This is a genomic window from Amycolatopsis sp. CA-126428, from assembly GCF_002904335.1.
GTDB lineage: Bacteria > Actinomycetota > Actinomycetes > Mycobacteriales > Pseudonocardiaceae > Amycolatopsis.
Genome location: NZ_PPHF01000157.1, coordinates 14160 through 38438, shown reverse-complemented (window position 1 = coordinate 38438; position 24279 = coordinate 14160). Strand labels below are relative to the sequence as shown.

Sequence of the window (24279 nt, the reverse complement as noted above, 5' to 3'; positions counted from 1 at the left end):
GCCGCCCGCGGGGGTGTCAAGAGACTAACGTCGGAGGCATGCCGACCGTCGAAGCGCCGATCACCGCCGTGACCGTCTACCCGCAGCGTGCGCGGATCACCCGCCGGGGCAAGGCTCCGCTCGACGCCGGGCCGCGCCTGGAGTTCGCCGGGCTGCCCGTGGCCCTCGACCCCGGCTCGGTCCGCGTCACCGGGACCGGGCCCGCGCTGATCACCGGCGTCGACGTCCGCACCGAGTGGCACGCCAGCCCGGCGGACCCGGCGTTGCAGGCGCTCGTGGAGCAGCGGCGGGCCGATCAGGCCACGCTCGACGGCGTCGTGGACGACGAAGCGGCCGAGACGATGAAGGTGGATCTGCTGACTTCGCTCGCGAAGCGCAGTGGCAGCAGCTTCGCGAAGGCACTGGCCAACGGGACTGCCGAACCCTCGCGCGTCGCCGAGGTGACCGACGCGCTGAGTTCGCGGCTGGCCTCGGCGTTGAAGGCGCGCCGGGTGCTGAGCGAGCGGATCGAGCGGCTGCGCGAGGACCTCGCCGCGCTCGACCGGCGGATCGAAGCGCAGGGTGCGCAGACCGGGCGGGACAGCACGTCGGTGGTCGTGGAGCTGGAGATCTCGGACCCGGGCGGGAATGCCGAGCTGGAACTGTCCTATGTGGTCCCCGGGGCGAGCTGGGAGCCGGGCTACGACATCCGGGTGCGCGGCACCGACGTCACGGTGGTGTCGTACGGGCTCGTCAGCCAGTACACGGGCGAGGACTGGCCGGAGTGCGAGCTGGCGCTGTCGACGGCGCGGCCCGCGGTGTCGGTGGTGGTGCCGGAACTTTCGCCGTGGTACCTGGACCGCGTCCTCCCGGAGCCGAGTGGCCCATACCTGCCCAACGCGGCCGCAGGAGCCGCGCCCGAGGGTGCGCGGATGGCCCGGTTCGCGGCGGCGGCTCCGGCGATGGCGCCGAAGCTGGCGTCGGTGGAGCAGGGAACGACGGCGGTCACCTACCGGCCTACGCGGCCGGTGGCGGTGCCGTCCGGCGCGCAGGGACACCGGACGACGTTGGCGCAGCTTTCGCTCACGGCCGACCTGGGTTACGTGACGGCGCCGGTGCTGGTGGAGGAGGCGTATTTGCGCGCCACGGTGGAGAACACGTCGGAGTACGCCCTGCGGCCGGGACGGGCATCGGTGTTCCACGACGCGGAGTTCGTCGGGACGACGGTGCTGGAGCCGTGGGCACCCGGGGAGGAACTGGAGCTGGCCTTGGGCGTCGACGACCGGATCCGGGTGGAGCGGGAACTGGTGCGGCGGACGGCTTCGAAGGCGACGTTGTCGGGGCAGAAACGGCGGGAAGCGGAGTATCGCATTTCGGTCGTCAACCATGGGCCCCGGGAAGCCGTGGTGACGGTGCTGGATCAGGCGCCGGTTTCGCGGGACGACACGATCACGGTCAAGGACGTGAAGACGTCGCCGGATCCGGTGGAGACGTCCGCGCTGGGTGAGTTCACGTGGAAGCTGACGCTGGCGCCGGGTGAGACGGGCGAAGTGAAGCTCTCTTACCGGGTGGATGTCGGGAAGGGCGTGGAGCTGTCGGGCTGGCGGGAGTGAGCGCCGGCTCGCCCGGGGCCAGGCGAGCCGGCCCTCCCGCTAACCCTGCGCGATGTAGGCCTGCAGCTGTTCCTGGCTCTGCTCCAGCTGTTCCATCCGGTTCTTCACGACGTCCCCGATGGACACGATCCCGGCCAGCCGGCCCTCGGCCAGGACCGGGACGTGGCGGATGCGGCGTTCCGTCATCAGGACCGACAGCTGGTCCACCGAGTCGTCCGGGGTGCAGCTGGCCACCAGTTTCGTCATGATCTCCGATACCGGGCCGTCGAGCAGGCTCGGGCCGTGGTCGTTCAGGCGGCGGACGACGTCGCGTTCCGAGACGATTCCCGCGATCGAGCCGTCCGGGGCGACGACCACCATCGCGCCGACGTTGTGGTCGGCCAGGCCGGCCAGCAGTGTGGTCACCGTGGTCTCCGGGGTGACCGTTGCGACCGCCGACCCCTTCGTGCGCAGCAGATCCGCAATCCGCATGGCGATCCTTCCCGTCGGTGAGCTGGATCACCACAGGTTAGGGCCCACCGGCGCCCCGCGAAAGTCCGGCAAACGGGGCGTCTTCGTGGTATTTGGACCGATTCAGCCGAGCCGCTCGGCCAGGCCGTCCAGGGCCAGCCGGATCCCGGCCGCGTAGTCGTCGTCGCCGAGGGCGTCCAGGCGCTCGCGAGCGAGGGCCAGCTGCTCGCGCGCCGCGGGCAGGTCGCCCAGCTTGCGGTAGTCCTCGCCCAGGTTGAGGTGCAGGGACGGGTAGAACCCGCGCACCGCCAGCGACGAGTGGTACTCGCGGGCCCGCGAGTCGGTCAGCGAATCCGCCGCCGCCAGGGCCCGCAGGTCCCACTCGAGTTCCTCGGCCGGGTCGTCGCAGACGTCGGCCAGGTGGTGCGCCAGCGCGACGCGGTGCAGCGGGTCGCCGTCGTCGCCGATCGAATCCCACAGCTTCGTGAAGGCCGCGTACGCGCCGGCGCGGTCGCCGCCGATGTGCCGCCGCAGACCGGCGTCGATCGCCACCATCACGTCGTCGGTCATGCCACTCCTTCGTCCGCCAGCGCCCGCAGCCGGGCCAGTCCGGGCTCGATCCGCTCGGCCGCGACCGCACCGTAACCGAACACCAGGCCGTGCCGCCGCTCCCCCACGCCGAAATCCCCCAGCGAGTACAGCCGCACGCCACGACGGCGAGCGGCGCGGACCAGCCCGCCGCAGTCCGCCGGCGCGAGCGCGCTGAGGTGCAGGCCCGCCGTCGACGGCAACGGCGTCAGGAAGTCCGCGAAGTCCCGGGCGAGCACCGCGGAGAGCAGTTCGTGCCGGCCGCGGTAGACCTTCCGCATCCGCCGGACGTGCCGGGCGAACCCCCCTTCGGCCATGAACGCCGCCAGCGCCGCCTGCTCGACGTTCGGCGCGTGCCAGTCGGTGAGGTAGCGGGCCTTGACCAACGCGGGCACCAGCGTCGGCGGCGCGATGAGGAAGCCCAGCCGCAGGGCCGGCGAAAGCACCTTCGAGAACGAGCCGACGTACACGACGCGGCCGCGGGAATCCAGGCTGTGCAACGGTTCCAGCGGCCGTCCGGTGTAGCGGAACTCGGTGTCGTAGTCGTCCTCGACGAGCACCGCGTCGTTCCGCTCGGCCCAGTCCAGCAGCTCCAGGCGGCGGTCCAGCGACATCGACAGGCCGAGCGGGTACTGGTGCGACGGCGTCACGTACACCAGCCGCGTCCCCGCCGGGATGGCGTCGACGACGATCCCGGACGCGTCCACCGGCACCGGCGCGACCCGCACCCCGCGCGCGCCGAGCACCAGCCGCGGCGGCGGGTACCCCGGGTCCTCGACGGCCGCCAGGTCGCCGGTCCGCAGCAGCACCCGCGCGACGAGGTCGGTCGTCTGCTGGGCGCCCGCGGTGACGACGACCTGCGCCGCACCGGCGCGGACGTCCCGGGAAACGCCGGCGTGCCGGGCGATTTCGGCGCGCAGCGCGGGGTGGCCCTGCGGGTCGCCGTAGGTCATCAGGCCGGCCTGGCCGGCGCGCAGGCGCTGCGTGATCAGCCGCCGCCAGGTGTCGAACGGGAACAGCGAGAGGTCGGGGACGCCCGGCCGGAAGTCGAACTCCGGCGCCGGGGCGAACGGCGCGGGCGGTGGCGGGACGGCGTCCCACTCCGGCAGCGGCCGCACGCCCGGACCGGCCGGCACGGGCTCGGCGGAAACCGGCGCAGCCGTGACGAACGTGCCCGCGCCGACGCGAGCGGCGAGGAACCCCTCGGCGGCGAGCCGGTCGTAGGCCGCGCTGACCGTCGTCCGGGAGACCGCCAGCCGCTGCGCGAGCTCACGCGTCGGCGGGAGCGCCTCGCCGGGCCGGATCCGGCCGGCCAGGATCGCCGCGCGGAGCTGCCGGTAGATCGCGTCGCGGTGGCCGCGCGTCCCGGTCAGGTCGATGTGGATTTCCACCGGGTCAGTCTAGATTGGCCCACGAAGGTTGCGGCGGATTTGGCACTGTTCGTGGTCCGCTTCCGCGCTTAACGTGACCGGCATGGATCTCCGCGAACTCGACCGCCGCACCCTGCTCCTCCTCGACAAGCTGGTCGCCGGCGTGACCCCCGCCGACCTCGCCCGCCCCACCCCGTGCGCCGGCTGGACCCTCGCCGACCTGCTCCGCCACCAGGTCAGCGAGAACCACGCCTTCGCGACGGCGGCCCGCGAAGGCTCGGCGCCGGACTGGGACGCCGGTGTCCTCGGCGACGACGCCTACGCCGCGTACCAGGCGTCCGTCGAGGACTTCCTCGACGCCTTCGCCGGCGACGCTGTGCTGGAACGGCAGCTCACCATCAACCACTTCGGCACGTTCCCCGGCTCGATCGCGGCACACATGCACCTGGTCGACACGCTCGCGCACGGCTGGGACCTGGCCCGCACCCTGGGCCTGCCCTACGAGCCGGACGCCGAAGCCGTGTCCGTCGCCCTGAAGCTGGCCGAGCGGATCCCGGACGAAGGTCGCGAGAAGAACGGCTCCTTCGCCCACCGCGTCGAGGTTCCCGCGGACGCGAGCCCGCTCGACCGGTTCCTGGCCCTCCTCGGCCGCGACCCCGCCTGGACCCTCAGCTGACCTCGCCGGCCGGGACGCTCCACGTGTCGCACGCCTTCGTGGCCTTGCCGTCGTAGCCCGCCTTCGCCCAGGACAGCTGGTGCTCGCGCGAGCCGTGGGTGTCGCTGTTGTCGGCCCGGCCGTAGTCGGCGACCGCGGCGTTCGCCAGCGATCGGCTGATCGAGCCCGTGCCGGCGACGGCCGTCAGGAACAGCGCGCCGAAGCAGTTCGCCTGCAGCTCGATCCGGCGCACGACCTCCTTGTCGGCCGCGCTGTCCTCGTCCGGCGAGGTCATCTTGTCCGCCGCCGCGGAGAGGATGCCGCTCTCGCGCTGCACGTGGTGGCCGTATTCGTGGGCGAGCGTCGCGACGTGCCGGGCCTTGTTGAGCCCGGCGTCCGACAGCATCCAGTCGGTCGGGGCGTAGATCGTCGTGTCGCCGCCGCAGTAGTAGGCGACGGCTTCGTTCTCCGTCGGCGCCTCGCCGCACGAGCTGTGTTCCGGCAGCGTCACCGACACGGTGGCCGTGAGCGTCGGCTCGTTCGCCTTCTCCAGCGCCGGGCGCCACGACTGCTCCAGGCAGCCGACGAGCGCGCCGTAGTAGGCCTTGAGCTGTTCGGCCGCCCGGCCGAGCTCGGGCAGGGAGCAGGTGGCGGGCCCGGGGGTGATGCCGTCGCCGAGCAGGGGGTTGCGCGCCAGTTCCGGCACGGCCTTCGGGGGCTTTCCGGTGCCGCCGTACGCCCGGCCGGGATCGGCGCCCTGCGCGGCGAACGCACGGCCGTCCACCCGGTGCGGGATGGTGGCGGCGATCAGGGAGATGGCCACGACCACGATCAGGACACCGGTGACGGCGCCCCAGAGCCGGTTGCGGGGTGGCGCGATCGGGACGGGCGGGGCCGCGGGCCAGCCGGGCGCCCACGGGTTCGGCTCCGGCGTCCACGCGGGTTCCGGCGGCCGGGCCGTCCCCGGCCACGGCGGTTCGGCGTCGTTCACGGTCTCCCCCTGCTGTGTGGCACCAGCATACGGACACCCCGGGAGGCAGGGATCACGAAACGAACACGCCACCGGGTGGCCGCCGGGCCCCAGACCAGGCGAGACTGTCTGTCATGAGTGTCGAGGATCCTTATCTGTGGCTGGAAGACGTGACCGGCGACGACGCGCTCGGCTGGGTGCGCGCCCGCAACGACGAGACGCTGGCCGAGCTGACCGCCGGCGCGCGGTTCGCCGAACTGCGCGACGAACTGCGTGAGGTACTCGACGCCGACGACCGGATCCCGTACGTGCGCCGCCGCGGCGAGTTCCTCTACAACTTCTGGCAGGACGCGAGCCACCCCCGCGGGCTGTGGCGGCGGACGACGCTCGAGTCCTACCGGCAGGCCGAGCCCGAGTGGGAGCTGCTGCTCGACGTCGACGCGCTGGCCGAGGCCGAGGGCGAGAACTGGGTCTGGCAGGGCGCCACCGTGCTGCGGCCGGACTACCGGCGCGGCCTGGTCGAGCTGTCCCGCGGCGGCGCGGACGCCACCGTGGTCCGCGAGTTCGACCTCGACGCGCACGAGTTCGTCGAAGACGGCTTCACGGTCCCGGAGGCGAAGACGCGGATCGGCTGGATCGACGTCGACCGCGTCTACCTCGGAACGGATTTCGGCCCGGGTTCGCTGACCAGCTCCGGGTACCCGCGGCTGGCCAAGGAGTGGCGCCGCGGCACGCCGCTCGAGGCGGCGACCGTGGTCTTCGAAGGCAAGCCCGACGACGTCTCGATCGGCGCGTCCCACGACCCGACCGAAGGCTTCGAGCGCGACTTCGTCAGCCGCGCGATCGACTTCTACCGCTCGGAACTGCACCTCAGGACGCCCGGTGGGCTGGTCAAGATCGACATCCCGGACGACGCGAGCGCGTCCGTGCACCGCGAGTGGCTGCTGGTGCGGCCGCGCACGGCGTGGACCGTCGGCGGCACGGAACACCCGGCCGGCTCGCTGATCGCCATCCTCTTCGACGCCTTCATGGCCGGCGACCGCGGCTTCACGACGTTGTTCACCCCCGACGAGCACACCTCGCTGAGCTACTGGGCCTGGACGCGCCACCACCTGCTGCTCGGCACGCTGCGCGACGTCCGCACCGAGCTGCGCACGCTGACCCCGGGCCCGGACGGCTGGCAGGAGGCGCCGCTGGCCGGCGGCCCGGAGTTCGGCAGCGCGGACATCTTCGACACCGATCCCGATGTCAGCGACGAGTACCTCATCGACTCCAGCGGCTTCCTCCAGCCGTCGACGCTCAGCTACGGGCACGTCGGCGAAGAGGTCGAGGTCCTGAAGCAGGCTCCGGCGTTCTTCGACGCTTCGGGCATGAGCGTCGCGCAGTACTTCGCGACCTCGGAGGACGGCACGAAGATCCCGTACTTCGTCGTCCGGCCGTCCGGTGCTGAAGGCGGCCCGACGCTGCTGACCGGCTACGGCGGCTTCGAGGTCTCGCTGACGCCGTCGTACAGCGGGATGATCGGCCGCGGCTGGCTCGCCCGCGGCGGCACGTACGTCGTCGCGAACATCCGCGGCGGCGGCGAGTACGGGCCCGGCTGGCACACGCAGGCCATCAAGGCCGAGCGTCACCGCGTGTACGAGGACTTCGCCGCGGTGGCCGCGGACCTGGTTTCGCGGGGCATCACGACACCGGAAAAGCTCGGCATCCAGGGCGGCAGCAACGGCGGCCTGCTGATGGGCGTCATGCTGACGCGCTACCCGGAGCGGTTCGGCGCGATCGTCAGCCAGGTGCCGCTGCTGGACATGCGCCGCTACCACCTGCTGCTGGCCGGCGCGTCGTGGATGGCCGAGTACGGCGACCCCGAAGACGCCGCGGAATGGGACTACATCGCGAAGTACTCGCCGTACCAGAACGTCCACAGTGGACGTGCGTACCCGCCGTCGCTGTTCGTGACGTCGACGCGCGACGACCGCGTGCACCCCGCCCACGCCCGCAAGATGGTGGCGCGGATGCGTGAGCAGGGGCACGACGTCCGGTATCACGAGAACATCGAAGGCGGCCACGGCGCCGCGGCGGACAACGAGCAGCTGGCCTTCAAGTGGGCGCTGGTGTTCGAGTTCCTGTGGGAGCAGCTCACGAAGTGAGCCGCGCGAGCACGACGCCGCCGACGATCAGGGCCAGCGCGGCCACCCGGCCGACGCTCAGCGGGTCCTTGGTCACGACGACGCCGAGCACGATCGCGCCGACGGCACCGATCCCGGTGAACACCGCGTAGGCGGTGCCCACCGGGACGGTGTCCATCGCGCGCGACAGCAGGTACACCGCGGCGGCGCCGAGCACGAAGCACAGGAGCGTCGGCCACGGCCGCGTGAAGTTCTCCGTCGGCTTGATGCTCTGCGACCACGCCATTTCGACGAGCCCGGCGAAGACGAGCGTCACCCACCCCATCAGAGCGCCTTCAGGGCCGCTTCGCGCGACGCGACCCGCTCGCCTTCACGGGCGGCCAGGTGCGGGTCGACCAGCGCGTTGGTCAGCTCGGCGTGCACGAACCGGACGTCGTCGACGTCGTAGTGCCCGGCGATGAAGTCCCGCAGGTAGCGCTCGTGGTGGTCGAACGGCGCCCGCGGCGTCCCTTCGGCGTACGTCCCTCCCCTGGCGCCGGCGATGACGAACTTCCTGCCGCGCAGGGACATCTTCGGGAACGTCACCTGGTCGATCCAGGCCTTCAGGGCGGCCGGGATCGAGAAGTTGTACATCGGCGCGCCGATGAGCACGACGTCGGCTTCGAGCAGCTCGGCGAGCAGCGGCTCGACGATCGCCCACGCCTTCTGCTGCGAGGGCGTGCTGACGACATCGGCGTAGTGCGCGGGGTCGGTGATCCCGGCGGTGAGCAGGGCGTCGCAGATTTCCGTCCACGCTTCGCCGATCACCGGGACCGGATCGGCCGCGAGATCGCGGTAGGTGCGGGTGCCCGCCCAGGTGGCGGCGTACCGGGCGGACAGCTCGCGGGAGAACGACGAGCGGCGCGCGCTGGAGTCGAGGTGCAGCAGCTGGGGCACGATTCCTCCTCAAGTGGACGCGGTGTCCGCTTGACTCAACTGGACGCCTCGTCCGGATATTCCCTAGGCTGGTGCCCATGCCCGAACGCGCCGACGCGGCCCGCAACCGCGCGAAGATCCTCGCGGCGGCCGAGGAGCTGTTCACCGCCCGCGGCGCGGCGGAGGTGACGATGGAGGACATCGCCCGGGCGGCCGGCGTCGGCCGCGGAACGCTCTACCGCCGTTACCCGGACCGCGCGGCGATCGCCGTGGCCCTGCTGGACGAGCACGAGCGCCGCCTGCAGGAGGAGCTCCTGCGCGGCGACCCGCCGCTGGGCCCGGGCGCACCCCCGGCCGCCCGCCTGGCGGCGTTCTACGAGGCGATGGTGGAACTGCTGGAGCGGCACGCGCCCCTCGTGCTGGGGGCGGAGGTGGGGCATTCCCGCTTCACGACGGGCGCTTACGGGTTTTGGCGCACGCACGTCCGCGTCCTGGCGGAGGCGGCGGGCGCCCCGGACCCCGACGTCCTGGCCGACGTGCTGCTGGCCCCGCTGGCCCCGGAGCTGTTCCTGCACCAGACGTCTCGCGGGGTGCCGGTGGAGCGGATCACCGCGGCCCTGCGGCAGCTGGCCGGTCTCCTTTAGAAGAGCCCGCGCGGCCGGGCGCGCTTGGGGGTGTACCGCGGGCCCGGTTTCGGCTGCTCGCCGCGGATCCGCGCGAGCGCGGCTTCGAACGCGGTGAGCACGTCGGCCACGAAGACGAGCCGCCCGACGCCGAGGCGATGCAGAGCCTGGCCGTGGTCCGCGGCGACCGTGATCGCGACGCCGAGCAGCAGGACCCGCCACGCGCCGAACACCGCGGCCCGGGCGGGGCGGCCAAGCGGCCGGAAGGCGATTTCCAGCCGGTGGCAGTGGAACGGCACGTGCCGCTCCTCGTCGGCGAGGATCCGCGCGGCGACCTGCGTGAGCAGCGGGTCGCCGGTGCCGTCGCGCAGGGCGCGGTAGTACCGCAGCGCGACGACCTCGGCGATGAGCAGGACCATGAGTTCCAGCCGGAGCCCGAGCGCCCGCCGCAGCTTGACGAACACGGTGTCCGACCAGTGACTCGCGATCGTGGGCACCCCGGCGGCGGCGAGCAGTCCGGCGAGCATCCGGGCATGGTTCTGCTCCTCGGCGACGAAGAGCTTCACGGCGGCGAGGTAGGTGTCGTCGCCGGCGGCTTTCGCGATGAGGTTGGCGCCGTCGCCGGCTTCGCCGACCTGGAACCGCTGCACGCTCTTCGCGACGTCGGGGTGCAGCTTCGCGCCCCGTTCCCACGGTGGATCTTCACGTTGCCCGCGACGTTCGGCTTCGGTTTCGAAGTCCTGGAGCCAGTGTGCGTAAGTCATCGGTCCGATGATGCCGCGTGCTTGTGGATCCGATGGGCGGCTCTCGTGGAGATTCAGTGCCGGATCACCCGGTAGGCGCGGCCGTCCAACCGAGCCGTGCTCACCATCGTCCGCCACTCCGGTCCGGCGAGCCGCATCCCCTGTCCCCCCTACGTCGCATTTGCCCCATGGACCCGGCGGCAGGAGGCTGAACCCATGACGATCGCCGACGAGTTCCGGGCGCTGCACGAGCGACCCGAGCCGTTCCTGCTGCCGAATCCGTGGGATGCCGGAACGGCCCGGCTCCTGGCGGGGCTCGGCTTCGAAGCCCTGGCCACGACGAGCCTGGGCGTGGCCAACGTGGTGGCTTCGCGGACGATCCCGGCCGAAGCCGCGAAGATGATCGAAGCGGCGGCCGATGCCGGAGCGGTGGGCGCGTCCATCGAGGACCTGACGAACGATCCGGAGCGGCCGGTCTACGACCTCGGGCCGGCGGCCGATCGCGTCCGGGCGGCGGTGGAGACGGCTCGCGCCCGTTCGGTGGTGCTCACGGCTCGCTGCGAGAACCAGTGGCTCGGCGTCAACGACCTCGCCGACACGATCCGCCGGTTGCGGGCGTACGAGGAAGCGGGCGCCGACGTGCTCTACGCGCCGGGCTTGCGGACGCTCGAGGAGATCCGCGCGGTGGTGACGTCGGTGGGCAAGCCGGTCAACGTCGTGATGGGCTTTGCGGACCCATCGATCACCCTGGACCAGCTGGCCGGGATCGGCGTCCGCCGGGCCAGCAGCGGTTTTCGGCTGAACCGGGCGCCGACCGCCCGGTTCAGCCGGAGGAACCGTCAGCTGCAGCCGGACGTTGCTCCGCAGCCTTCGCAGGCGTAGCACGAGCCGGCCGGGCGCATCTTCGTTCCGCACGTCATGCAGAGCGGGGCGTCCGCCGCCTTGCCGAGGCGGAGCTCCATCAGCTCCGTCGTCGTCTGGGCTTCGCGGTGGGGGTGCTCCGGTTCTTCCGCGTGCGGCTCCGGCGATGCGTCCACTGTGGACTGGAGGGCCTCCAGGTCGACGCCGGGGTTGCCGTACGTCGCCTCGACTTCGGCCGACCGCTCGTCCGCCGAGAGGATGCCCAGCTGGGAGCGCTTCTCGTACGGCAGGTAGTCCAGGGCCAAGCGGCGGAACAGGTAGTCCATCACGCTCGTCGCGATGCGGATGTCCGGGTCGTCCGTCATGCCCGCCGGCTCGAAGCGCAGGTTGCAGAACTTGGAGACGTAGAACTCGAGCGGGATGCCGTGCTGGAGGCCGACCGAGATCGACATCGAGAACGCGTCCATCACGCCGGCCAGCGTCGAGCCCTGCTTGCCGAGCTTGACGAAGATTTCGCCGAGGCCGTCGTCCGGGTACGAGCCCGCCGTCAGGTAGCCCTCCGCGCCGCCGACGGTGAACGACACCGTCTGGCTCGGGCGCTTCTTCGGCAGGCGCTTGCGGACCGGGCGGTACTCGACGACCTTCTCGGGCTCGGCGGCGGCGGCCGTCGTCTCCTTCTTCGCCGTCGACAGCGGCTGGCCGACCTTGCAGTTGTCGCGGTAGATCGCGAGGGCCTTCAGGCCGAGCTTCCAGCCCTGGAAGTAGATCTCCTCGACCTCTTCGACCGTCGCCGACTCCGGCATGTTGACCGTCTTCGAGATCGCGCCGGACAGGAACGGCTGCACCGCGGCCATCATCCGGACGTGCCCCATCGGCGCGATCGAGCGCTCGCCGACCGCGCAGTCGAACACCTCGTAGTGCTCGGGACGCAGCCCCGGCGCGTCGACGACGTGGCCGTTCTGCGCGACGAACTCGACGATCGCCTCGACCTGCTCGGTCTGGTAACCCAGCGCTTCGAGCGCGCGCGGCACCGTCTGGTTGACGATCTGCATCGAGCCGCCGCCGACGAGCTTCTTGAACTTCACCAGCGAGAAGTCCGGCTCGATCCCGGTGGTGTCGCAGTCCATCATGAAGCCGATGGTGCCGGTGGGGGCGAGCACGGACGCCTGCGCGTTGCGCCAGCCGTGCTTCGTGCCGATTTCGATGCCCTTCTGCCACTCCTCCGTCGCGAGCGCGCGGACCGCGGCGTCGTTGGAGTGGTAGGTGCGGACGAGCTCGTTCGCCGCCGCGTGCTTGCGCATCACGCGCTGGTGGGCTTCGGCGTTGCGCGCGTAGCCCTCGTACGCTCCGACGACCTGGGCCATCTCCGCCGAACGCCGGTAGGAGACGCCCGTCATCAGCGACGTGATCGCCGCCGCGAGCGCGCGGCCGCCGTCGGAGTCGTACGCGTGGCCCAGCGCCATCAGCAGCGCGCCGAGGTTGGCGTAGCCGATGCCGAGCTGGCGGAACTTCCGCGTGGTGTCGGCGATCGGCTCGGTCGGGAAGTCCGCGAAGCAGATCGAGACGTCCATCGCCGTGATGATGAACTCGACGGCGCGGGCGAACAGCGGCGCGTCGAACGTGCCGTCGGGCGTGACGAACTTCAGCAGGTTCAGCGACGCCAGGTTGCAGCTGGAGTTGTCCAGGTGCATGTACTCGCTGCACGGGTTCGACGCGGTGATCCGGCCGGACTCGGGGCAGGTGTGCCAGTCGTTGATCGTGCCGTCGTACTGGATGCCGGGGTCGGCGCACTCCCACGCGGCCTGGGCCATCGTGCGGAACAGCTTCTTCGCGTCGGTGCGGTCGATGACCTCGCCGGTGAGCCGGGCGCGCAGGCCGAAGTCGGTGCCGTTCTCGACCGCCTGCATGAACTCGTCGGACACGCGGACCGAGTTGTTCGCGTTCTGATACTGCACGGAGGAGATGTCCGCGCCGGAGAGGTCCATGTCGAACCCGGCGTCGCGGAGGACCTTGATCTTCTCCTCTTCGCGCGCCTTGGTCTGGATGAACTCCTCGATGTCCGGGTGGTCGACGTCGAGCACGACCATCTTCGCCGCGCGCCGGGTGGCGCCGCCGGACTTGATGGTGCCCGCGGACGCGTCGGCGCCGCGCATGAACGAGACCGGCCCGGACGCGGTGCCGCCGGAGGTGAGCAGTTCCTTCGAGGAGCGGATGCGGGAGAGGTTCAGCCCGGCGCCGGAGCCGCCCTTGAAGATCAGGCCCTCTTCGCGGTACCAGTTGAGGATCGACTCCATCGTGTCGTCGACCGCGAGGATGAAGCAGGCGCTGACCTGCTGCTTCGACGACGTGCCGACGTTGAACCAGACCGGCGAGTTGAAGCTGAAGACCTGGTGCAGCAGCATCCAGGTGAGTTCGTGCTCGAAGATCTCGAGGTCCTGCGGCGCGGCGAAGTAGCCGTGGTCGCGCGCGGCCTTGACGTAGGTGTGCACGACCCGGTCGATGAGCTGCTTGAGGCTGCGTTCGCGCTGCGGGCTGCCGACGGCGCCGCGGAAGTACTTGCTGGTGACGATGTTGGTGGCGTTGACCGACCAGAAATCGGGGAACTCCACGCCGCGCTGCTCGAAGTTGATCGAGCCGTCGCGCCAGTTGGTCATGACGACGTCCCGCTGCTCCCAGGTCACCTGGTCGTACGGGTGCTGCCCCTCGGTCGTGAAGACGCGCCGCACGCTGAGCCCGCCGGCGGCCTTGCCTTTTTTGCCGGTGGCCGCGCGGGCCCCCGTTCCCACGGTTTCCGTCATCGGTTGAACCCTCTCCCGCAGCGGGACGGCTCAGTCGCCGTCTTCGCGCTGATCGCTCTCCTCGTGGGCAGCAGAACCCGCCATGGCCTCACGGAGGTCGGCGATCTCCTTCTCGAAGTCTTCGACCGACGAGAAGGACCGGTAGACACTGGCGAACCGGAGGTAGGCGACCCCGTCGAGCTCACGCAGCGGGCCCAGGATGGCCAGGCCGACCTCGTGACTCGGGATCTCCGCCAGCCCGGCGGAGCGGATCGACTCCTCCACGCGCTGCGCGAGCTGCTGCAGCGCGTCGTCGTCGACCGGCCTGCCCTGGCAGGCGCGGCGGACGCCGCTCACCACCTTGTCCCGGCTGAACTGCTCGGTGACGCCGGACCGCTTGACGACGGCGAGCACCATCGTCTCCGACGTCGTGAACCGCCGTCCGCACGACGCGCACGAGCGCCGCCTGCGGATCGCCTGGCCTTCATCCACCTCTCGGGAGTCGACGACCCGGGAGTCCGCATGCCGGCAGAACGGGCACCTCATCCGCCGATCACCTTCCCCTCTTCGCCGGCCGCCCGCGGTCGACGTCCCCGCGGCCACCATGCACCCCTGCACTTGGTGATCGTTTTGTGGACATCCGGTGGGTAAACGCCGACCAGCTGTGGACAACTGCTGCCCAGTCTACCCCAACCTGTGGACCAACTACAGCGGTGTAACTACTACATATAGCGGGCGAGCGTAGAACTAGGAGGGGGCGTGCGCAAGCGACGCGGCCGGGTTCCACCTCGGCCGGGTGAGACCGGCGCGGCGCGTCCGGCGGGGCCGGAACGGCGGTGGCGAGGGGGCCGCGGGGTGCTCGCCCTGGTCGGGGCGTGGTTGGTCTGTTCGGGTGGCGCGCCAGGACGCTCCGAGCAGGCTTCGGATCGGCGGGGCGAGTGGCTTCGGCGGGCGGAGGTTTCACCGGGCCGGGTGATTTCGCCGCGGACGCCCGCGGCGCTCGGCACCAGGATGGGAAGACTCGCGCAGTGCACGCCCGCTCGGGGCGCTGCCTCCGCTTCGAGCCGGCACCGGCCATCACAGCGCAGGACTCCGCACGCCCGCGGGGGCACTGCCCGCGCTTCGAGCCCGCACCGGCCATCACAACGCAAGACCCACTTATCCGGCGCGCTGCGCACGCTGCGAGAAGGCACCGGCCATCATAGCCGCAGCCATGGCGTCACGCGCGACCGGCACCGGAGCCATCACCTCGACCGCCACCCGGCGGCGCACCCGCTCAGCCCCGCCGGACCACGGGGACTCACGGCGCCGGGACGTCGGCGACCGGGACCGTGAGCGGCAGCCCGGGCACCAGCACGGCCTGGTCCAGCCGGTTCAGCTCCTTGATCCGGGCGACCACCGCGCCCGGCTCGCTCTCCGGCGCGAACCGCGCGGCCAGCGACGCCAGCGTGTCGCCCTGCTCGACCGACACCGTCGCGGTCCGCGCGGGCACCGGGGCACCCGGTGCCCCGCCGGCGAACAGCCCCAGCCCGGTGACCACCAGGCAGCTCGCGACGGCGAGCCCGGCGAGCCACGGCCAGCGCACCGGCACCCGTCGCGGCGCCGCGCAGGGGGCGCCGGCCGGGCGGCGGCCCGCCACGACCCGTGCGCGCGTCGGCGGGCGGTGCACCTCGCCGCGGCGACCGCGCAGGACGCGCACGGGACGGAGGGGCGCCGGGACCGGGGTCGCCGGGCGAACGTGTCCGCGTTCGGCCAGAATGGACATCCGAACCTCCTCGAAACCCTGTGTCCGCCCGTTTCCCGGGCCGCAGCGGCCCGTGGATCAAGGTCGAACAGGCGTTCTATCGAACGCCCGTGCGAAGGTCTACCACCTGCCACCGACAAAATCGAGCGGACACGGCGTGTCGATCGAACAGATGTTTGAAATCGCCGTGCCCGGGGGCTAACGTCGGTGACCAGGGCATCTGCCGGGCAGATGCCGCCCGGCGAGGCTGCCCGCACCCCGCGGGCGGCGGCCGGCGCGCAGAAACGTGCAGCGAACGTCTGGGAGGCGACGCAGTGGCGAAGGAGAACAAGGCGGGCAGGACCAGTGGGTCCCCCGGCGGCTCGGGCAAGGTGCACACCATGCCCGAGGTGTACGACGTGGACGAGACCCTCACCGTCCGCCAGCAGCAGGTGCTCGACGTGATCCGCTCGTGGGTGAGCCGGTTCGGCTACCCGCCGAGCGTCCGCGAAATCGGCGAGGCGGTCGGGCTGACCTCGACGTCGTCGGTCTCGCACCAGCTGCGCGCCCTGCAGCGCAAGGGCTACCTGCGCCGGGACGCGAACCGCCCGCGCGCGGTCGGCGTCCTGTCGGCGACCGACGACAACCCCATGGGCATCGAGATGGACCAGCAGCCGGTCATGCCGAAGGCGGCGTACGTGCCGCTGGTCGGCCGGATCGCCGCCGGTGGCCCGGTGCTGGCCGAGCAGGCCATCGAGGACGTCTTCCCGCTGCCGCGGGAGATCGTCGGCGAGGGCGAGCTGTTCCTGCTGAAGGTCACCGGTGACTCGATGATCGACGCGGCCATCACCGACGGCGACTGGGTCGTCGTCCGCCAGCAGCCGGAGGCGGACAACGGCGAGATCGTCGCGGCGATGATCGACGGCGAGGCCACGGTCAAGACGTTCAAGCGCAAGAACGGCCACATCTGGCTGATGCCGCACAACGAGGCGTACGAGCCGATCCCCGGTGACGACGCCACGGTGCTCGGCAAGGTCGTCGCGGTCCTGCGACGCCTCTAGGGAGCGCCCGGGCTTTCGCACGGCTCGGGAGATTCACCGGATCGGATGATCTTCGGCCGTGGGGAGCCGAAGGTCAGCGGCGGGCCCGGCGGCGCAGCTTGCTGAAGCCGAACCAGCCGAGACCGACCACCGCGACCGTGATCCCGGCGGCAGGCAGGATGGGGAGCCCGGCCCCGTCCTCCGCCGAGCCGGCTGAGGCGCCGGCGCCGGTCGAGGTCGTCCCCTCCGCCGGTGCGACGGACTGCGCGGCCGATGCCGCCGCGCCCCGCACCGTGCGGAGGGGCTGGCCCACACCTTCGCTGCCGGAGATCAACGTCCCGTCCGGGTCGAACGCGATCGCCTCGCCCTGCTTCTCCCCCGGCAGCGGGATCCGCACCGGATTGCGCTGGAGCGCCGCGAGCACGTCGCCGTCCGGGGCCGCGTACACGTACGCGTCCGTGTAGGTCCGCAACGCGATGACGCTGCCATCGGCCATCGAAGCGCCGCCCGTCACCAGGACCGAGCCGATTGAGCCCACCGGGCCGCCCTGGGTGTCCGTGGTGGCGATCTTGACCGTGCCGACCTTCTCCAGGTTGGTCGGGCCCGGGCTCGCCAGCGGTCCCGAAGGCCGGTACACGCGGGCCTCGCCGAGGACGTCCTTGGTGATCAGGTACGGCATGCCCGCCTTGTCCATGATCAGCGCTTCGGTGTCGTGCTGGCCGTCGGGGTAGGTGAGCCGGTGCAGCGTGACCTTGCCCTGCGGGCTCATCTCCAGGAGGGCGACGGTCAGCCGGCCCTTCTGGTTGTCGCCGGTGTCCGACAGCCACAGCGTCCCGTCGGGGGTGCGGGCCAGGTCCTCGACGTCGAACGGGTCGGTCTTCTCCGTGAGGACCTTCTGGACCTTGCAGTCCCGGCCCAGCACGAACACCTGGACCTTGCTGCCGCCGTCGTTGATCGCCCACAACTGCTTGCCGTCGGAGACCAGGCCGGACAGCTCGCCGATCCGGGAGTCCTTCATCGTGCACAGCGGCTCCGGAGCCGCGGAAGCCGGGACGGGCCCGCTCAGCAGACCCAGCGAAACCGCCGCAAACGCGACCACCCAGCGCACCCAGCCACCTCCGTAGTGTGCGACCCCTCTGGATCGCACACTACGGAGACGTGTCAGGCCCTGGTCGAGTTGGTCTCGAACTCGCGCAAAGCCGCCGCGAGGTCCGGGCGGACCCGCACCAGCAGGCGCGTGCCGTCCTCGGCGTGCTCCTCTTCGAGGACCTCGCCGTCCGCGTGCGCCCGCGCGACCAGTTCGCCGCGCGAGTACGGCACCAGGACGTCGACCGTGACCTCCGGCCGCGGCAGGCGGTCGGCGATCACCTCGACGAGCTCCGGGATGCCCGCTCCGGTCCGGGCCGAGACCTGGACCGACCCGGCCAGCGCGTGCCGCAGGCGGGCAAGGCTGACCTCGTCGGACGCGTCGGTCTTGTTGATCACCAGCAGCTCCGGCGGGAGCGGCTCCTTGCGCTTGCGGGTGATCTCGCCGAGCACCTCGCGCACCGCGCTGACCTGCTCCTCGGGCGCCGGGTCGGACCCGTCCACCACGTGCACGAGCAGGTCCGCGTCGGCGGCTTCCTCCAGCGTCGAGCGGAACGCGTCCACCAGCTGGTGCGGCAGGTGCCGCACGAACCCGACGGTGTCGGTCAGCGTGTAGCCGCGGCCGTCCGGCGTCTGCGCGCGCCGGGTGGTCGGGTCGAGGGTGGCGAACAGCGCGTCCTCCACCAGCACCCCGGCCCCGGTCAGCGCGTTGAGCAGGCTCGACTTGCCGGCGTTGGTGTAGCCGACGATCGCCACGCTGGGCACCTCGTTGGCCAGCCGCCGCCCGCGCTTGGTCTCGCGGATGGTGTCCATGGCCGCGATCTCCCGGCGCAGCTTCGCCACGCGCTTGTTGATCCGCCGCCGGTCCGTCTCGAGCTTGGTCTCACCGGGACCGCGCAGGCCCACGCCGCCGTTCGCGCCACCGGCCCGGCCACCGGCCTGCCGGGACAGCGACGCACCCCACCCGCGCAACCGCGGGATCAGGTACTGCAGCTGGGCCAGCTCGACCTGCGCCTTGCCCTCCTTGGACCGGGCGTGCTGGGCGAAGATGTCGAGGATCAGGGCGGTCCGGTCGATCACCTTGACCTTGACCTTCTCCTCGAGCTGCCGCAGCTGGCCCGGCGAGAGCTCGCCGTCGCAGATCACGGTGTCGGCGCCGGTGGAGCCGACGATGTCCCGCAGCTCCCGCACCTTGCCCGAGCCGATGTAGGTGGCCGGGTCCGGCTTGGTCCGCCGCTGGATGAGGCCCTCGAGGACCTCCGAGCCCGCCGTCTCGGCCAGGCGCGCCAGCTCGGCCAGCGACGCCTCGGACTGCAGGGCCGTGCCCTCGGTCCACACGCCGACCAGCACGACGCGCTCGAGCCGCAGTTGCCGGTACTCGACCTCGGTGACGTCGTCCAGCTCCGTGGACAGTCCCCTGACCCGGCGCAGCGACGCCCGGTCCTCGAGCTCCATTTCGCCTGTGGACGGGTCGCCGTCGTACAGGTCGTCGTCGTGGTCTTCGGTGTGTGTCAGTTCTGTCATCGTGCCTCCATGTTCCCACGATTCGCCGCGGGAACCGAACTTTTACGTGCTGGGATAGGTGGCGAGGTAGACCGCGGTGCGCTCGGCGCCGGGACGGCGGGGGCGCGCGCGGAACTCCTCGAGCAGGGCGTTGAGCCGCGTTTCCAGCTCCGCCCGCTCCTCGGGGGCCACCTGGACGACCAGGCGCGACTGGTGCACGCCCTCGAATCCGGTCTCGGCGATCTCGGCCAGATAGGCCTCGAGAACCGCCTGTTCCACGCCCTTGTCACCGCATGAGTCGAGTGTCCACGAAAGCCCCGTCGAAAGATACGGAATTTCCCGGGCGCCCCGGGCCCCGCGGCGCGGCGGCTGCGCGGCGAGGAAGCCGGTCTCGACGAGTTTGCGCACGTGGTGCAGCGTCGTCGCCGGATCCCGGCCCAGCCGCTGCGCGAGCTCCTTGTTCGTCAGCGCCTCCGAGAAGGTCAACCGGATGATGCGCAGCCGTATTCCGGAGGCCAGCGCGGCCGCCTCGGCTTCGGTCGCGGCACGTCGTTTCGCAGGGAGCACGGCGTACAGCCTAGAGCGAACAGTGATTGACACTTTCCAATCACTCACGGCACACTCGGGGACCATGCACCGGGGGTCACTCTTCCGCCACGCCGACTTCAGACGGCTCTTCGCCGGCGACACGGCCAGTCAGTTCGGCGTGTTCGTCGGCAACACGGCCGTTCCACTGCTGGCGGCCGTCACGCTGGCCGCGACACCGTTCCAAATGGGCCTGCTGACCGCAGCCGAGACACTCGCTTTCCTGCTGATCGGGTTGCCCGCCGGGGTCTGGGTGGACCGGCTGCGCCGCCGCCGGGTCATGCTCACCGCCGACTTCATCCGCTTCGCGCTGCTGCTGAGCGTGCCGGTCAGCTGGTGGGCCGGGGTGCTCACGCTCGTTCAGCTGCTGGTCGTCGTGCTGTTCGTGGGCATCGCGACGGTGTTCTTCGACATCGCGTACCAGTCGTACCTGCCCTCCCTCGTCGGGCGGGCGCACCTCATGGAAGGCAACACGAAGCTGCAGGCCGTCCAGTCGACCGCGCAGATCGCCGGGCCGAGCGCCGCCGGCGTGCTGGTCCAGCTGGTGAACGCGGCCAGCACCGTGCTGGTCACCAGCCTCGGCTTCCTGACGTCGGCGCTGTGCCTGCTGCGCATCCGCACGCGGGAACCGGCGCCGGAGCGCGACGGCCGCGCCCGGCTGCTGCCGCAGATCACCGAAGGCCTGCGGTTCGTCTTCTCCGACAAGCCGCTGCGGGCGATCGTGGGCACGACGGCGACGGCCAACTTCTTCGGCGGCGCGTTCGCCGCCGTGCAGGTGCTGTTCCTGACGCGAACGGTCGGGCTGCCGCCGGCCGCGGTCGGCGTGCTGCTGGCGGTCGGCGGCGCGGGCGGGATCCTCGGCGCGCTCTGCTCGGCCGCGGTCACCCGGCGGCTCGGCCAGGCGCGCGCGATCTGGCTGGTCCCGCTGTTCACCTGGCCCGGCCACCTGCTGATCCCGCTCGCCGCGCCGGACTGGCGGCTGGGTCTCGCCGGGTTCGGCCTCGTCGCCGGCGGGTTCGGGATCATCGTCTACAACGTCGCGCAGGTTTCTTACCGGCAGGCGATCTGCCCGGACCGGCTGCTCGGCCGGATGAACGCGAGCGTGCGGTTCATCGTCTGGGGCACGCTGCCGCTGGGCGGCCTGCTCGGCGGCGCGCTCGGCGAAGGACTGGGGCTGCGCGGCGCGATGTGGGTGGCGGTCGCCGGCGAGGTCGCCTCGGCGTTGTGGGTGGTGTGCTCGCCCTTGCGGCACATGCGCGACCTGCCGACCGAGGCGAAAAGCGGTTCCGGCGCCGCCTAGAGTTGGTTCATGAGTACCCCATACGAGCACCCGAGAGTCCCGGACAAGGTCGGTGTCGACGGTCTGGAGGCCAAGTGGGTACCCGTATGGGAATCCACGGGTGCCTACCGCTTCGACCGGACGAAGACCCGGGACGAGGTCTACTCGATCGACACTCCCCCGCCGACGGTCAGCGGGTCGCTGCACATCGGGCACGTGTTCTCCTTCACCCAGACCGACGTCCTCGCGCGGTTCAAGCGGATGCGCGGGCTCGCGGTCTTCTACCCGATGGGCTGGGACGACAACGGCCTGCCGACCGAACGCCGGGTGCAGAACCACTTCGGCGTCCGCTGCGAGCCGTCGCTGCCCTACGACCCGGAGTTCCGGCCGCCGGAGAAGCCGGGCAAGGACGTCGTGGCGATCTCGCGCCGGAACTTCGTCGAGCTGTGCGAATCCCTGACCGTGACGGACGAGCAGATCTTCGAGCAGCTGTGGCGGCAGCTCGGGCTCTCGGTCGACTGGACGATGACCTACCAGACGATCGGGCACGACTCGCGGCTGATCTCGCAGCGCGCGTTCCTGCGCAACCTCGAGCGCGGCGAGGCCTACCAGGCCGAAGCCCCGACGCTCTGGGACGTGTCGTTCCGCACCGCCGTCGCCCAGGCCGAGCTGGAGGACCGCGAACGCCCGGGCGCGTTCCACGACCTGGCGTTCACCGGGCCGGACGGCGCCGACGTCGTGATCGCGACGACCCGGCCGGAGCTGCTGCCCGCCTGCGTCGCCCTGGTGGCGCACCCCGATGACGAACGGTTCAAGCCGCTCTTCGGGAAGACCGTGCGGACGCCGGTGTTCGGCGTCGAGGTGCCCGTCGTGGCGCACCACCTTGCGGATCCCGAGAAGGGCCGCGGGATCGCGATGGTGTGCACCTTCGGCGACACCACCGACGTCACGTGGTGGCGCGAGCTGCGGCTGGCGACGCGGGTGGTGCTGGGCCGCGACGGCCGCTTCCTGCCGGACGCGCCTTCCGGGGTGCCCGCGGAGGCGTACGCGCCGCTGGTGGGCAAGACCGTCCACACGGGACGCGAGATCATGGTCCGCCTGCTGCGCGAAGCCGGGGCCCTGCGCGGGGAACCGCGGCCGATCACGCACTCGGTGAAGTTCTACGAGAAGGGCGACAAGCCCCTGGAGATCGTCGCCAGCCGGCAGTGGTACCTGCGCAACGGCGGGAACGACCCCGCCTTCCGGGAGAAGATGCTCGCCCGCGGCGAAGAGCTGAACTGGGTGCCGAAGCACATGCGCGTCCGGTACTCGTCGTGGGTGGAGAACCTGGCCGGCGACTGGCTGATCAGCCGGCAGCGGTTCTTCGGCGTGCCGATCCCGCTGTGGTACCGGCTCGACGCGCACGGCGAGCCGGACTACGACGCGCGCCTGCTGCCGGACACCCTGCCGGTGGACCCGAGCAGCGACGTGCCGCCGGGGTTCACGCCGGAACAGCGTGGGGTGCCGGGCGGGTTCGTGGCCGATCCGGACGTGATGGACACCTGGGCGACGTCGTCGCTGACGCCGCAGATCGTCGGCCGGTGGAGCCTCGACGACGACCTGTTCTCCCGGGTGTTCCCGATGGACCTGCGGCCGCAGGCGCACGAGATCATCCGCACCTGGCTGTTCGCGACGGCGGTGCGCGCGGAGCTGGAGCACGGCGTGCTGCCGTGGCGGGCGGCGTCGATCGCGGGCTGGGTGCTCGACCCCGACCGCAAGAAGATGTCGAAGTCCAAGGGCAACGCGACCACCCCGGTGGACCTGCTGGAGCGGTTCGGCTCGGACGCGGTCCGCTACTGGGCGACGAGCGCGCGGCCCGGCGTCGACACGGCGGTGGACGAAGGCCAGATGAAGGTCGGGCGGCGGCTGGCGACGAAGCTGCTCAACGCGAGCCGCTTCGTGCTGGGTCTCGGCGTGCCGATGCCCGGCGCGGTCGCCACCGAGCCGCTGGACCGGGCGCTGCTGGCGTCGCTCGCCGTCGTCACCGAGCAGGCGACGGCGGCGCTGGAGGCGCTGGACTACGCGCGGGCGCTGCAGGTGACCGAGACGTTCTTCTGGACGTTCTGCGACGACTACGTCGAGCTGGTGAAGGGCCGCGCGTACGGGGACCGCGGTCCCGACGCGGCCCAGTCCGCGCGCGCGGCGCTCGTGACGGCGCTCTCGGCCCTGCTGCGGCTGTTCGCGCCGTTCCTGCCGTTCGCGACCGAGGAGGTCTGGTCGTGGTGGCAGGCGGGGTCGGTGCACCGGGCCGAGTGGCCTCCGGTGGCGGCGTCCGACGGTGACCCGGAGCTGCTTCCGCTGGCCGGCGCGGTGATCGCGGCCGTCCGCCGGGCGAAGACGGACGCGAAGGTGTCGATGCGGTCCGCGGTCGAGACGCTCACCGTGACCGGACCGGCCGAGGTGCTGGCGCGGTTCACGGCCATCGAGCCGGACATCCGCACCGCGGGTGCGATCTCGTCGTTGGAGACGCGCGAAGGCGACTTCGCGGTCGAGGCCAAGGTCTGACGGGGGTGGGCCGCCCCGGTCACGAACCGGCGGCGGCCCACCAGGCTTCGTCGAGCTCGCCGCGCGCCACGATCTCGGCGGGCCCGGACAGCGTCGACGCGCCGCGGGACACCGTCACCTCGACGCGGCCACCCGGGATGTCCACTGTGGACGCGCCGGTGTCGGTGCCCGCCAGGTGGAACGCGGCCGCCACCGCGGCGACCGTGCCCGTGCCGCACGCCCGCGTCTCGCCCACCCCGCGCTCGTGCACGCGCATCCGCAGCGCGCCTTCGCCGAGGCAGTTGATGAACTCGAGGTTCACGCCGTGGGGGAACACGTCGTGGTCGAAGTCGGGTTGTTCACGCAGGTCGAGCCCGGCCACGTCGTCGTCGAGCAGCGACACCAGGTGCGGGTTGCCGACGTCGACCGCCACGCCGGAGAACGGGCGGCCGGCCACCACCGTGACCGACGTCCCGGTGATCGTCGCCGGTCCCATGTGGACGGTCACCGAGCGGTCCGGGTGCACCACCACCGGGCGGTCGCCCGCGCGGGTGCCGACGACGAACTCGCCCTCGGCGGCCAGGCCCGCTTCGACCAGGTAGCGGGCGAACACGCGCACACCGTTGCCGCACATCTCCGCGATCGACCCGTCGGCGTTGCGGTAATCCATGAACCACTCGCCCGCGGACGGCTCGCCGAGCTCGGCGGCGCGCACGACGCGCAGCACGCCGTCGGCCCCGAGGCCGCGCCGGCGATCGCACAACGCGGCGACCCTGGCCTCGGTCAGCTCGAGGCGGCCCGCCGGGTCGGGGAGCAGCACGAAGTCGTTCTGTGTGCCGTGCCCCTTGAGGAACTCGATACCGCCCATAG

At 71.7% G+C, this 24279-nt stretch carries 22 protein-coding genes; 8 read left to right on the top strand and 14 right to left on the bottom strand.

Translation table 11 applies throughout. The annotated features are described in order from the left end of the window. Nucleotides 1-38 precede the first annotated feature (38 nt). Nucleotides 39-1592: a DUF4139 domain-containing protein gene (locus C2L58_RS40055; protein WP_103342834.1), complete on the top strand. Its 1554-nt coding sequence runs from the start codon at nt 39-41 to the stop codon at nt 1590-1592. Nucleotides 1593-1631: 39 nt separating this feature from the next. On the opposite strand, the gene C2L58_RS40050 is transcribed toward C2L58_RS40055, so the two are convergent. The 3 genes from C2L58_RS40050 to pdxR all read right to left on the bottom strand — a co-directional run bounded on the left by C2L58_RS40050 (nt 1632) and on the right by pdxR (nt 4021). Beyond that, nucleotides 1632-2063, bottom strand: a complete 432-nt coding sequence (locus tag C2L58_RS40050) for a CBS domain-containing protein (RefSeq protein ID WP_103342833.1) — start codon at nt 2061-2063, stop codon at nt 1632-1634. 102 nt (nt 2064-2165) lie between these two features. Further along, nucleotides 2166-2612, bottom strand: a complete 447-nt coding sequence (locus tag C2L58_RS40045; protein ID WP_103342832.1) for a hypothetical protein — start codon at nt 2610-2612, stop codon at nt 2166-2168. After that, entirely contained in the window at nt 2609-4021 is a 1413-nt protein-coding gene (gene pdxR / locus C2L58_RS40040; protein WP_103342831.1) for a MocR-like pyridoxine biosynthesis transcription factor PdxR, read from the bottom strand. The genes C2L58_RS40045 and pdxR overlap by 4 nt, the downstream gene beginning before the upstream one ends. 82 nt (nt 4022-4103) lie before the next feature. On the opposite strand from pdxR, the gene C2L58_RS40035 reads away from it, so the two are divergent. Continuing rightward, a complete protein-coding gene (locus C2L58_RS40035) occupies nt 4104-4676 on the top strand; it encodes a TIGR03086 family metal-binding protein (RefSeq protein ID WP_199191669.1) in 573 nt (190 codons plus the stop codon). Here the strand turns inward: C2L58_RS40035 and C2L58_RS40030 are convergent. Beyond that, entirely contained in the window at nt 4669-5646 is a 978-nt protein-coding gene (locus C2L58_RS40030; RefSeq protein WP_103342829.1) for a neutral zinc metallopeptidase, read from the bottom strand. The two genes, C2L58_RS40035 and C2L58_RS40030, sit on opposite strands and share 8 nt — an antisense overlap. A gap of 113 nt (nt 5647-5759) precedes the next feature. On the opposite strand from C2L58_RS40030, the gene C2L58_RS40025 reads away from it, so the two are divergent. Beyond that, nucleotides 5760-7772 carry a prolyl oligopeptidase family serine peptidase gene (locus C2L58_RS40025; protein WP_103342828.1) on the top strand — a complete coding sequence of 671 codons (2013 nt, stop codon included), beginning with the start codon at nt 5760-5762 and terminating at the stop codon, nt 7770-7772. On the opposite strand, the gene C2L58_RS40020 is transcribed toward C2L58_RS40025, so the two are convergent. Together C2L58_RS40020 and C2L58_RS40015 are read right to left on the bottom strand one after the other, a co-directional pair. Then, nucleotides 7762-8076 (bottom strand): DMT family transporter, encoded by a 315-nt coding sequence (locus C2L58_RS40020; RefSeq protein ID WP_103342827.1) that lies wholly within the window; start codon nt 8074-8076, stop codon nt 7762-7764. The two genes, C2L58_RS40025 and C2L58_RS40020, sit on opposite strands and share 11 nt — an antisense overlap. After that, entirely contained in the window at nt 8076-8687 is a 612-nt protein-coding gene (locus tag C2L58_RS40015; protein ID WP_199191668.1) for an FMN-dependent NADH-azoreductase, read from the bottom strand. Before C2L58_RS40015 ends, C2L58_RS40020 begins: the two co-directional genes overlap by 1 nt. A gap of 77 nt (nt 8688-8764) precedes the next feature. On the opposite strand from C2L58_RS40015, the gene C2L58_RS40010 reads away from it, so the two are divergent. Beyond that, nucleotides 8765-9310: a TetR/AcrR family transcriptional regulator gene (locus C2L58_RS40010; protein WP_103342826.1), complete on the top strand. Its 546-nt coding sequence runs from the start codon at nt 8765-8767 to the stop codon at nt 9308-9310. Here the strand turns inward: C2L58_RS40010 and C2L58_RS40005 are convergent. Next, nucleotides 9307-10053, bottom strand: a complete 747-nt coding sequence (locus C2L58_RS40005) for a ferritin-like domain-containing protein (protein WP_103342825.1) — start codon at nt 10051-10053, stop codon at nt 9307-9309. The two genes, C2L58_RS40010 and C2L58_RS40005, sit on opposite strands and share 4 nt — an antisense overlap. A 195-nt stretch (nt 10054-10248) precedes the next feature. Here C2L58_RS40005 and C2L58_RS40000 point away from each other — a divergent pair, with 195 nt between their 5' ends. Beyond that, a complete protein-coding gene (locus C2L58_RS40000; protein ID WP_103342824.1) occupies nt 10249-10914 on the top strand; it encodes an isocitrate lyase/PEP mutase family protein in 666 nt (221 codons plus the stop codon). Here C2L58_RS40000 and C2L58_RS39995 read toward each other — a convergent pair. From C2L58_RS39995 to C2L58_RS39985, 3 genes are all read right to left on the bottom strand, one after another. Next, nucleotides 10872-13691 (bottom strand): vitamin B12-dependent ribonucleotide reductase, encoded by a 2820-nt coding sequence (locus C2L58_RS39995; protein WP_103342823.1) that lies wholly within the window; start codon nt 13689-13691, stop codon nt 10872-10874. The genes C2L58_RS40000 and C2L58_RS39995 overlap by 43 nt on opposite strands. A gap of 30 nt (nt 13692-13721) precedes the next feature. After that, a complete protein-coding gene (nrdR, locus tag C2L58_RS39990; RefSeq protein ID WP_103342822.1) occupies nt 13722-14216 on the bottom strand; it encodes a transcriptional regulator NrdR in 495 nt (164 codons plus the stop codon). Nucleotides 14217-14970: 754 nt separating this feature from the next. Continuing rightward, the gene (locus tag C2L58_RS39985; protein WP_103342821.1) at nt 14971-15435 is read right to left on the bottom strand and encodes a LysM peptidoglycan-binding domain-containing protein; all 465 of its coding nucleotides are present in this window, start codon (nt 15433-15435) and stop codon (nt 14971-14973) included. Between the two features lie 359 nt (nt 15436-15794). Here C2L58_RS39985 and lexA point away from each other — a divergent pair, with 359 nt between their 5' ends. After that, nucleotides 15795-16454, top strand: a complete 660-nt coding sequence (gene lexA / locus C2L58_RS39980; protein ID WP_199191667.1) for a transcriptional repressor LexA — start codon at nt 15795-15797, stop codon at nt 16452-16454. Nucleotides 16455-16527: 73 nt separating this feature from the next. Here the strand turns inward: lexA and C2L58_RS39975 are convergent, their stop codons facing one another. Genes C2L58_RS39975 through C2L58_RS39965 form a run of 3 tightly spaced genes read right to left on the bottom strand, consistent with a single transcriptional unit; the run spans nt 16528 to nt 19589 of the window. After that, entirely contained in the window at nt 16528-17541 is a 1014-nt protein-coding gene (locus C2L58_RS39975; protein ID WP_103342819.1) for an esterase-like activity of phytase family protein, read from the bottom strand. A gap of 53 nt (nt 17542-17594) precedes the next feature. Continuing rightward, nucleotides 17595-19043 (bottom strand): GTPase HflX, encoded by a 1449-nt coding sequence (hflX, locus tag C2L58_RS39970; RefSeq protein ID WP_103342818.1) that lies wholly within the window; start codon nt 19041-19043, stop codon nt 17595-17597. Nucleotides 19044-19085: 42 nt separating this feature from the next. Continuing rightward, nucleotides 19086-19589, bottom strand: a complete 504-nt coding sequence (locus C2L58_RS39965) for an ArsR/SmtB family transcription factor (RefSeq protein ID WP_103342817.1) — start codon at nt 19587-19589, stop codon at nt 19086-19088. Between the two features lie 64 nt (nt 19590-19653). Between C2L58_RS39965 and C2L58_RS39960 the strand changes: the two genes are divergently transcribed. Together C2L58_RS39960 and valS are read left to right on the top strand one after the other, a co-directional pair. After that, on the top strand, nt 19654-20907 hold the full coding sequence (locus C2L58_RS39960) for an MFS transporter (RefSeq protein ID WP_103342816.1): 1254 nt from the start codon (nt 19654-19656) through the stop codon (nt 20905-20907). A 9-nt stretch (nt 20908-20916) separates the two neighbouring features. Next, the gene (gene valS / locus C2L58_RS39955; RefSeq protein WP_103342815.1) at nt 20917-23430 is read left to right on the top strand and encodes a valine--tRNA ligase; all 2514 of its coding nucleotides are present in this window, start codon (nt 20917-20919) and stop codon (nt 23428-23430) included. A 19-nt stretch (nt 23431-23449) separates the two neighbouring features. Here the strand turns inward: valS and dapF are convergent, their stop codons facing one another. Then, nucleotides 23450-24277, bottom strand: coding sequence for a diaminopimelate epimerase (gene dapF / locus C2L58_RS39950; RefSeq protein WP_103342814.1), 828 nt, complete (start codon nt 24275-24277; stop codon nt 23450-23452). Between the last annotated feature and the right edge of the window lie 2 nt (nt 24278-24279).

What these genes read in the sequence shown, in the direction of transcription:
- C2L58_RS40055 (WP_103342834.1), top strand. Translation starts at nt 39, where the DNA reads ATGCCGACCGTCGAAGCGCCGATCACCGCCGTGACCGTCTACCCGCAG.
- C2L58_RS40050 (WP_103342833.1), bottom strand. Translation starts at nt 2,063, where the DNA reads ATGCGGATTGCGGATCTGCTGCGCACGAAGGGGTCGGCGGTCGCAACG.
- C2L58_RS40045 (WP_103342832.1), bottom strand. Translation starts at nt 2,612, where the DNA reads ATGACCGACGACGTGATGGTGGCGATCGACGCCGGTCTGCGGCGGCAC.
- C2L58_RS40035 (WP_199191669.1), top strand. Translation starts at nt 4,104, where the DNA reads ATGGATCTCCGCGAACTCGACCGCCGCACCCTGCTCCTCCTCGACAAG.
- C2L58_RS40025 (WP_103342828.1), top strand. Translation starts at nt 5,760, where the DNA reads ATGAGTGTCGAGGATCCTTATCTGTGGCTGGAAGACGTGACCGGCGAC.
- C2L58_RS40020 (WP_103342827.1), bottom strand. Translation starts at nt 8,076, where the DNA reads ATGGGGTGGGTGACGCTCGTCTTCGCCGGGCTCGTCGAAATGGCGTGG.
- C2L58_RS40010 (WP_103342826.1), top strand. Translation starts at nt 8,765, where the DNA reads ATGCCCGAACGCGCCGACGCGGCCCGCAACCGCGCGAAGATCCTCGCG.
- C2L58_RS40005 (WP_103342825.1), bottom strand. Translation starts at nt 10,053, where the DNA reads ATGACTTACGCACACTGGCTCCAGGACTTCGAAACCGAAGCCGAACGT.
- C2L58_RS40000 (WP_103342824.1), top strand. Translation starts at nt 10,249, where the DNA reads ATGACGATCGCCGACGAGTTCCGGGCGCTGCACGAGCGACCCGAGCCG.
- C2L58_RS39995 (WP_103342823.1), bottom strand. Translation starts at nt 13,691, where the DNA reads ATGACGGAAACCGTGGGAACGGGGGCCCGCGCGGCCACCGGCAAAAAA.
- nrdR (WP_103342822.1), bottom strand. Translation starts at nt 14,216, where the DNA reads ATGAGGTGCCCGTTCTGCCGGCATGCGGACTCCCGGGTCGTCGACTCC.
- C2L58_RS39985 (WP_103342821.1), bottom strand. Translation starts at nt 15,435, where the DNA reads ATGTCCATTCTGGCCGAACGCGGACACGTTCGCCCGGCGACCCCGGTC.
- lexA (WP_199191667.1), top strand. Translation starts at nt 15,795, where the DNA reads ATGCCCGAGGTGTACGACGTGGACGAGACCCTCACCGTCCGCCAGCAG.
- hflX (WP_103342818.1), bottom strand. Translation starts at nt 19,043, where the DNA reads ATGACAGAACTGACACACACCGAAGACCACGACGACGACCTGTACGAC.
- C2L58_RS39960 (WP_103342816.1), top strand. Translation starts at nt 19,654, where the DNA reads ATGCACCGGGGGTCACTCTTCCGCCACGCCGACTTCAGACGGCTCTTC.
- valS (WP_103342815.1), top strand. Translation starts at nt 20,917, where the DNA reads ATGAGTACCCCATACGAGCACCCGAGAGTCCCGGACAAGGTCGGTGTC.
- dapF (WP_103342814.1), bottom strand. Translation starts at nt 24,277, where the DNA reads ATGGGCGGTATCGAGTTCCTCAAGGGGCACGGCACACAGAACGACTTC.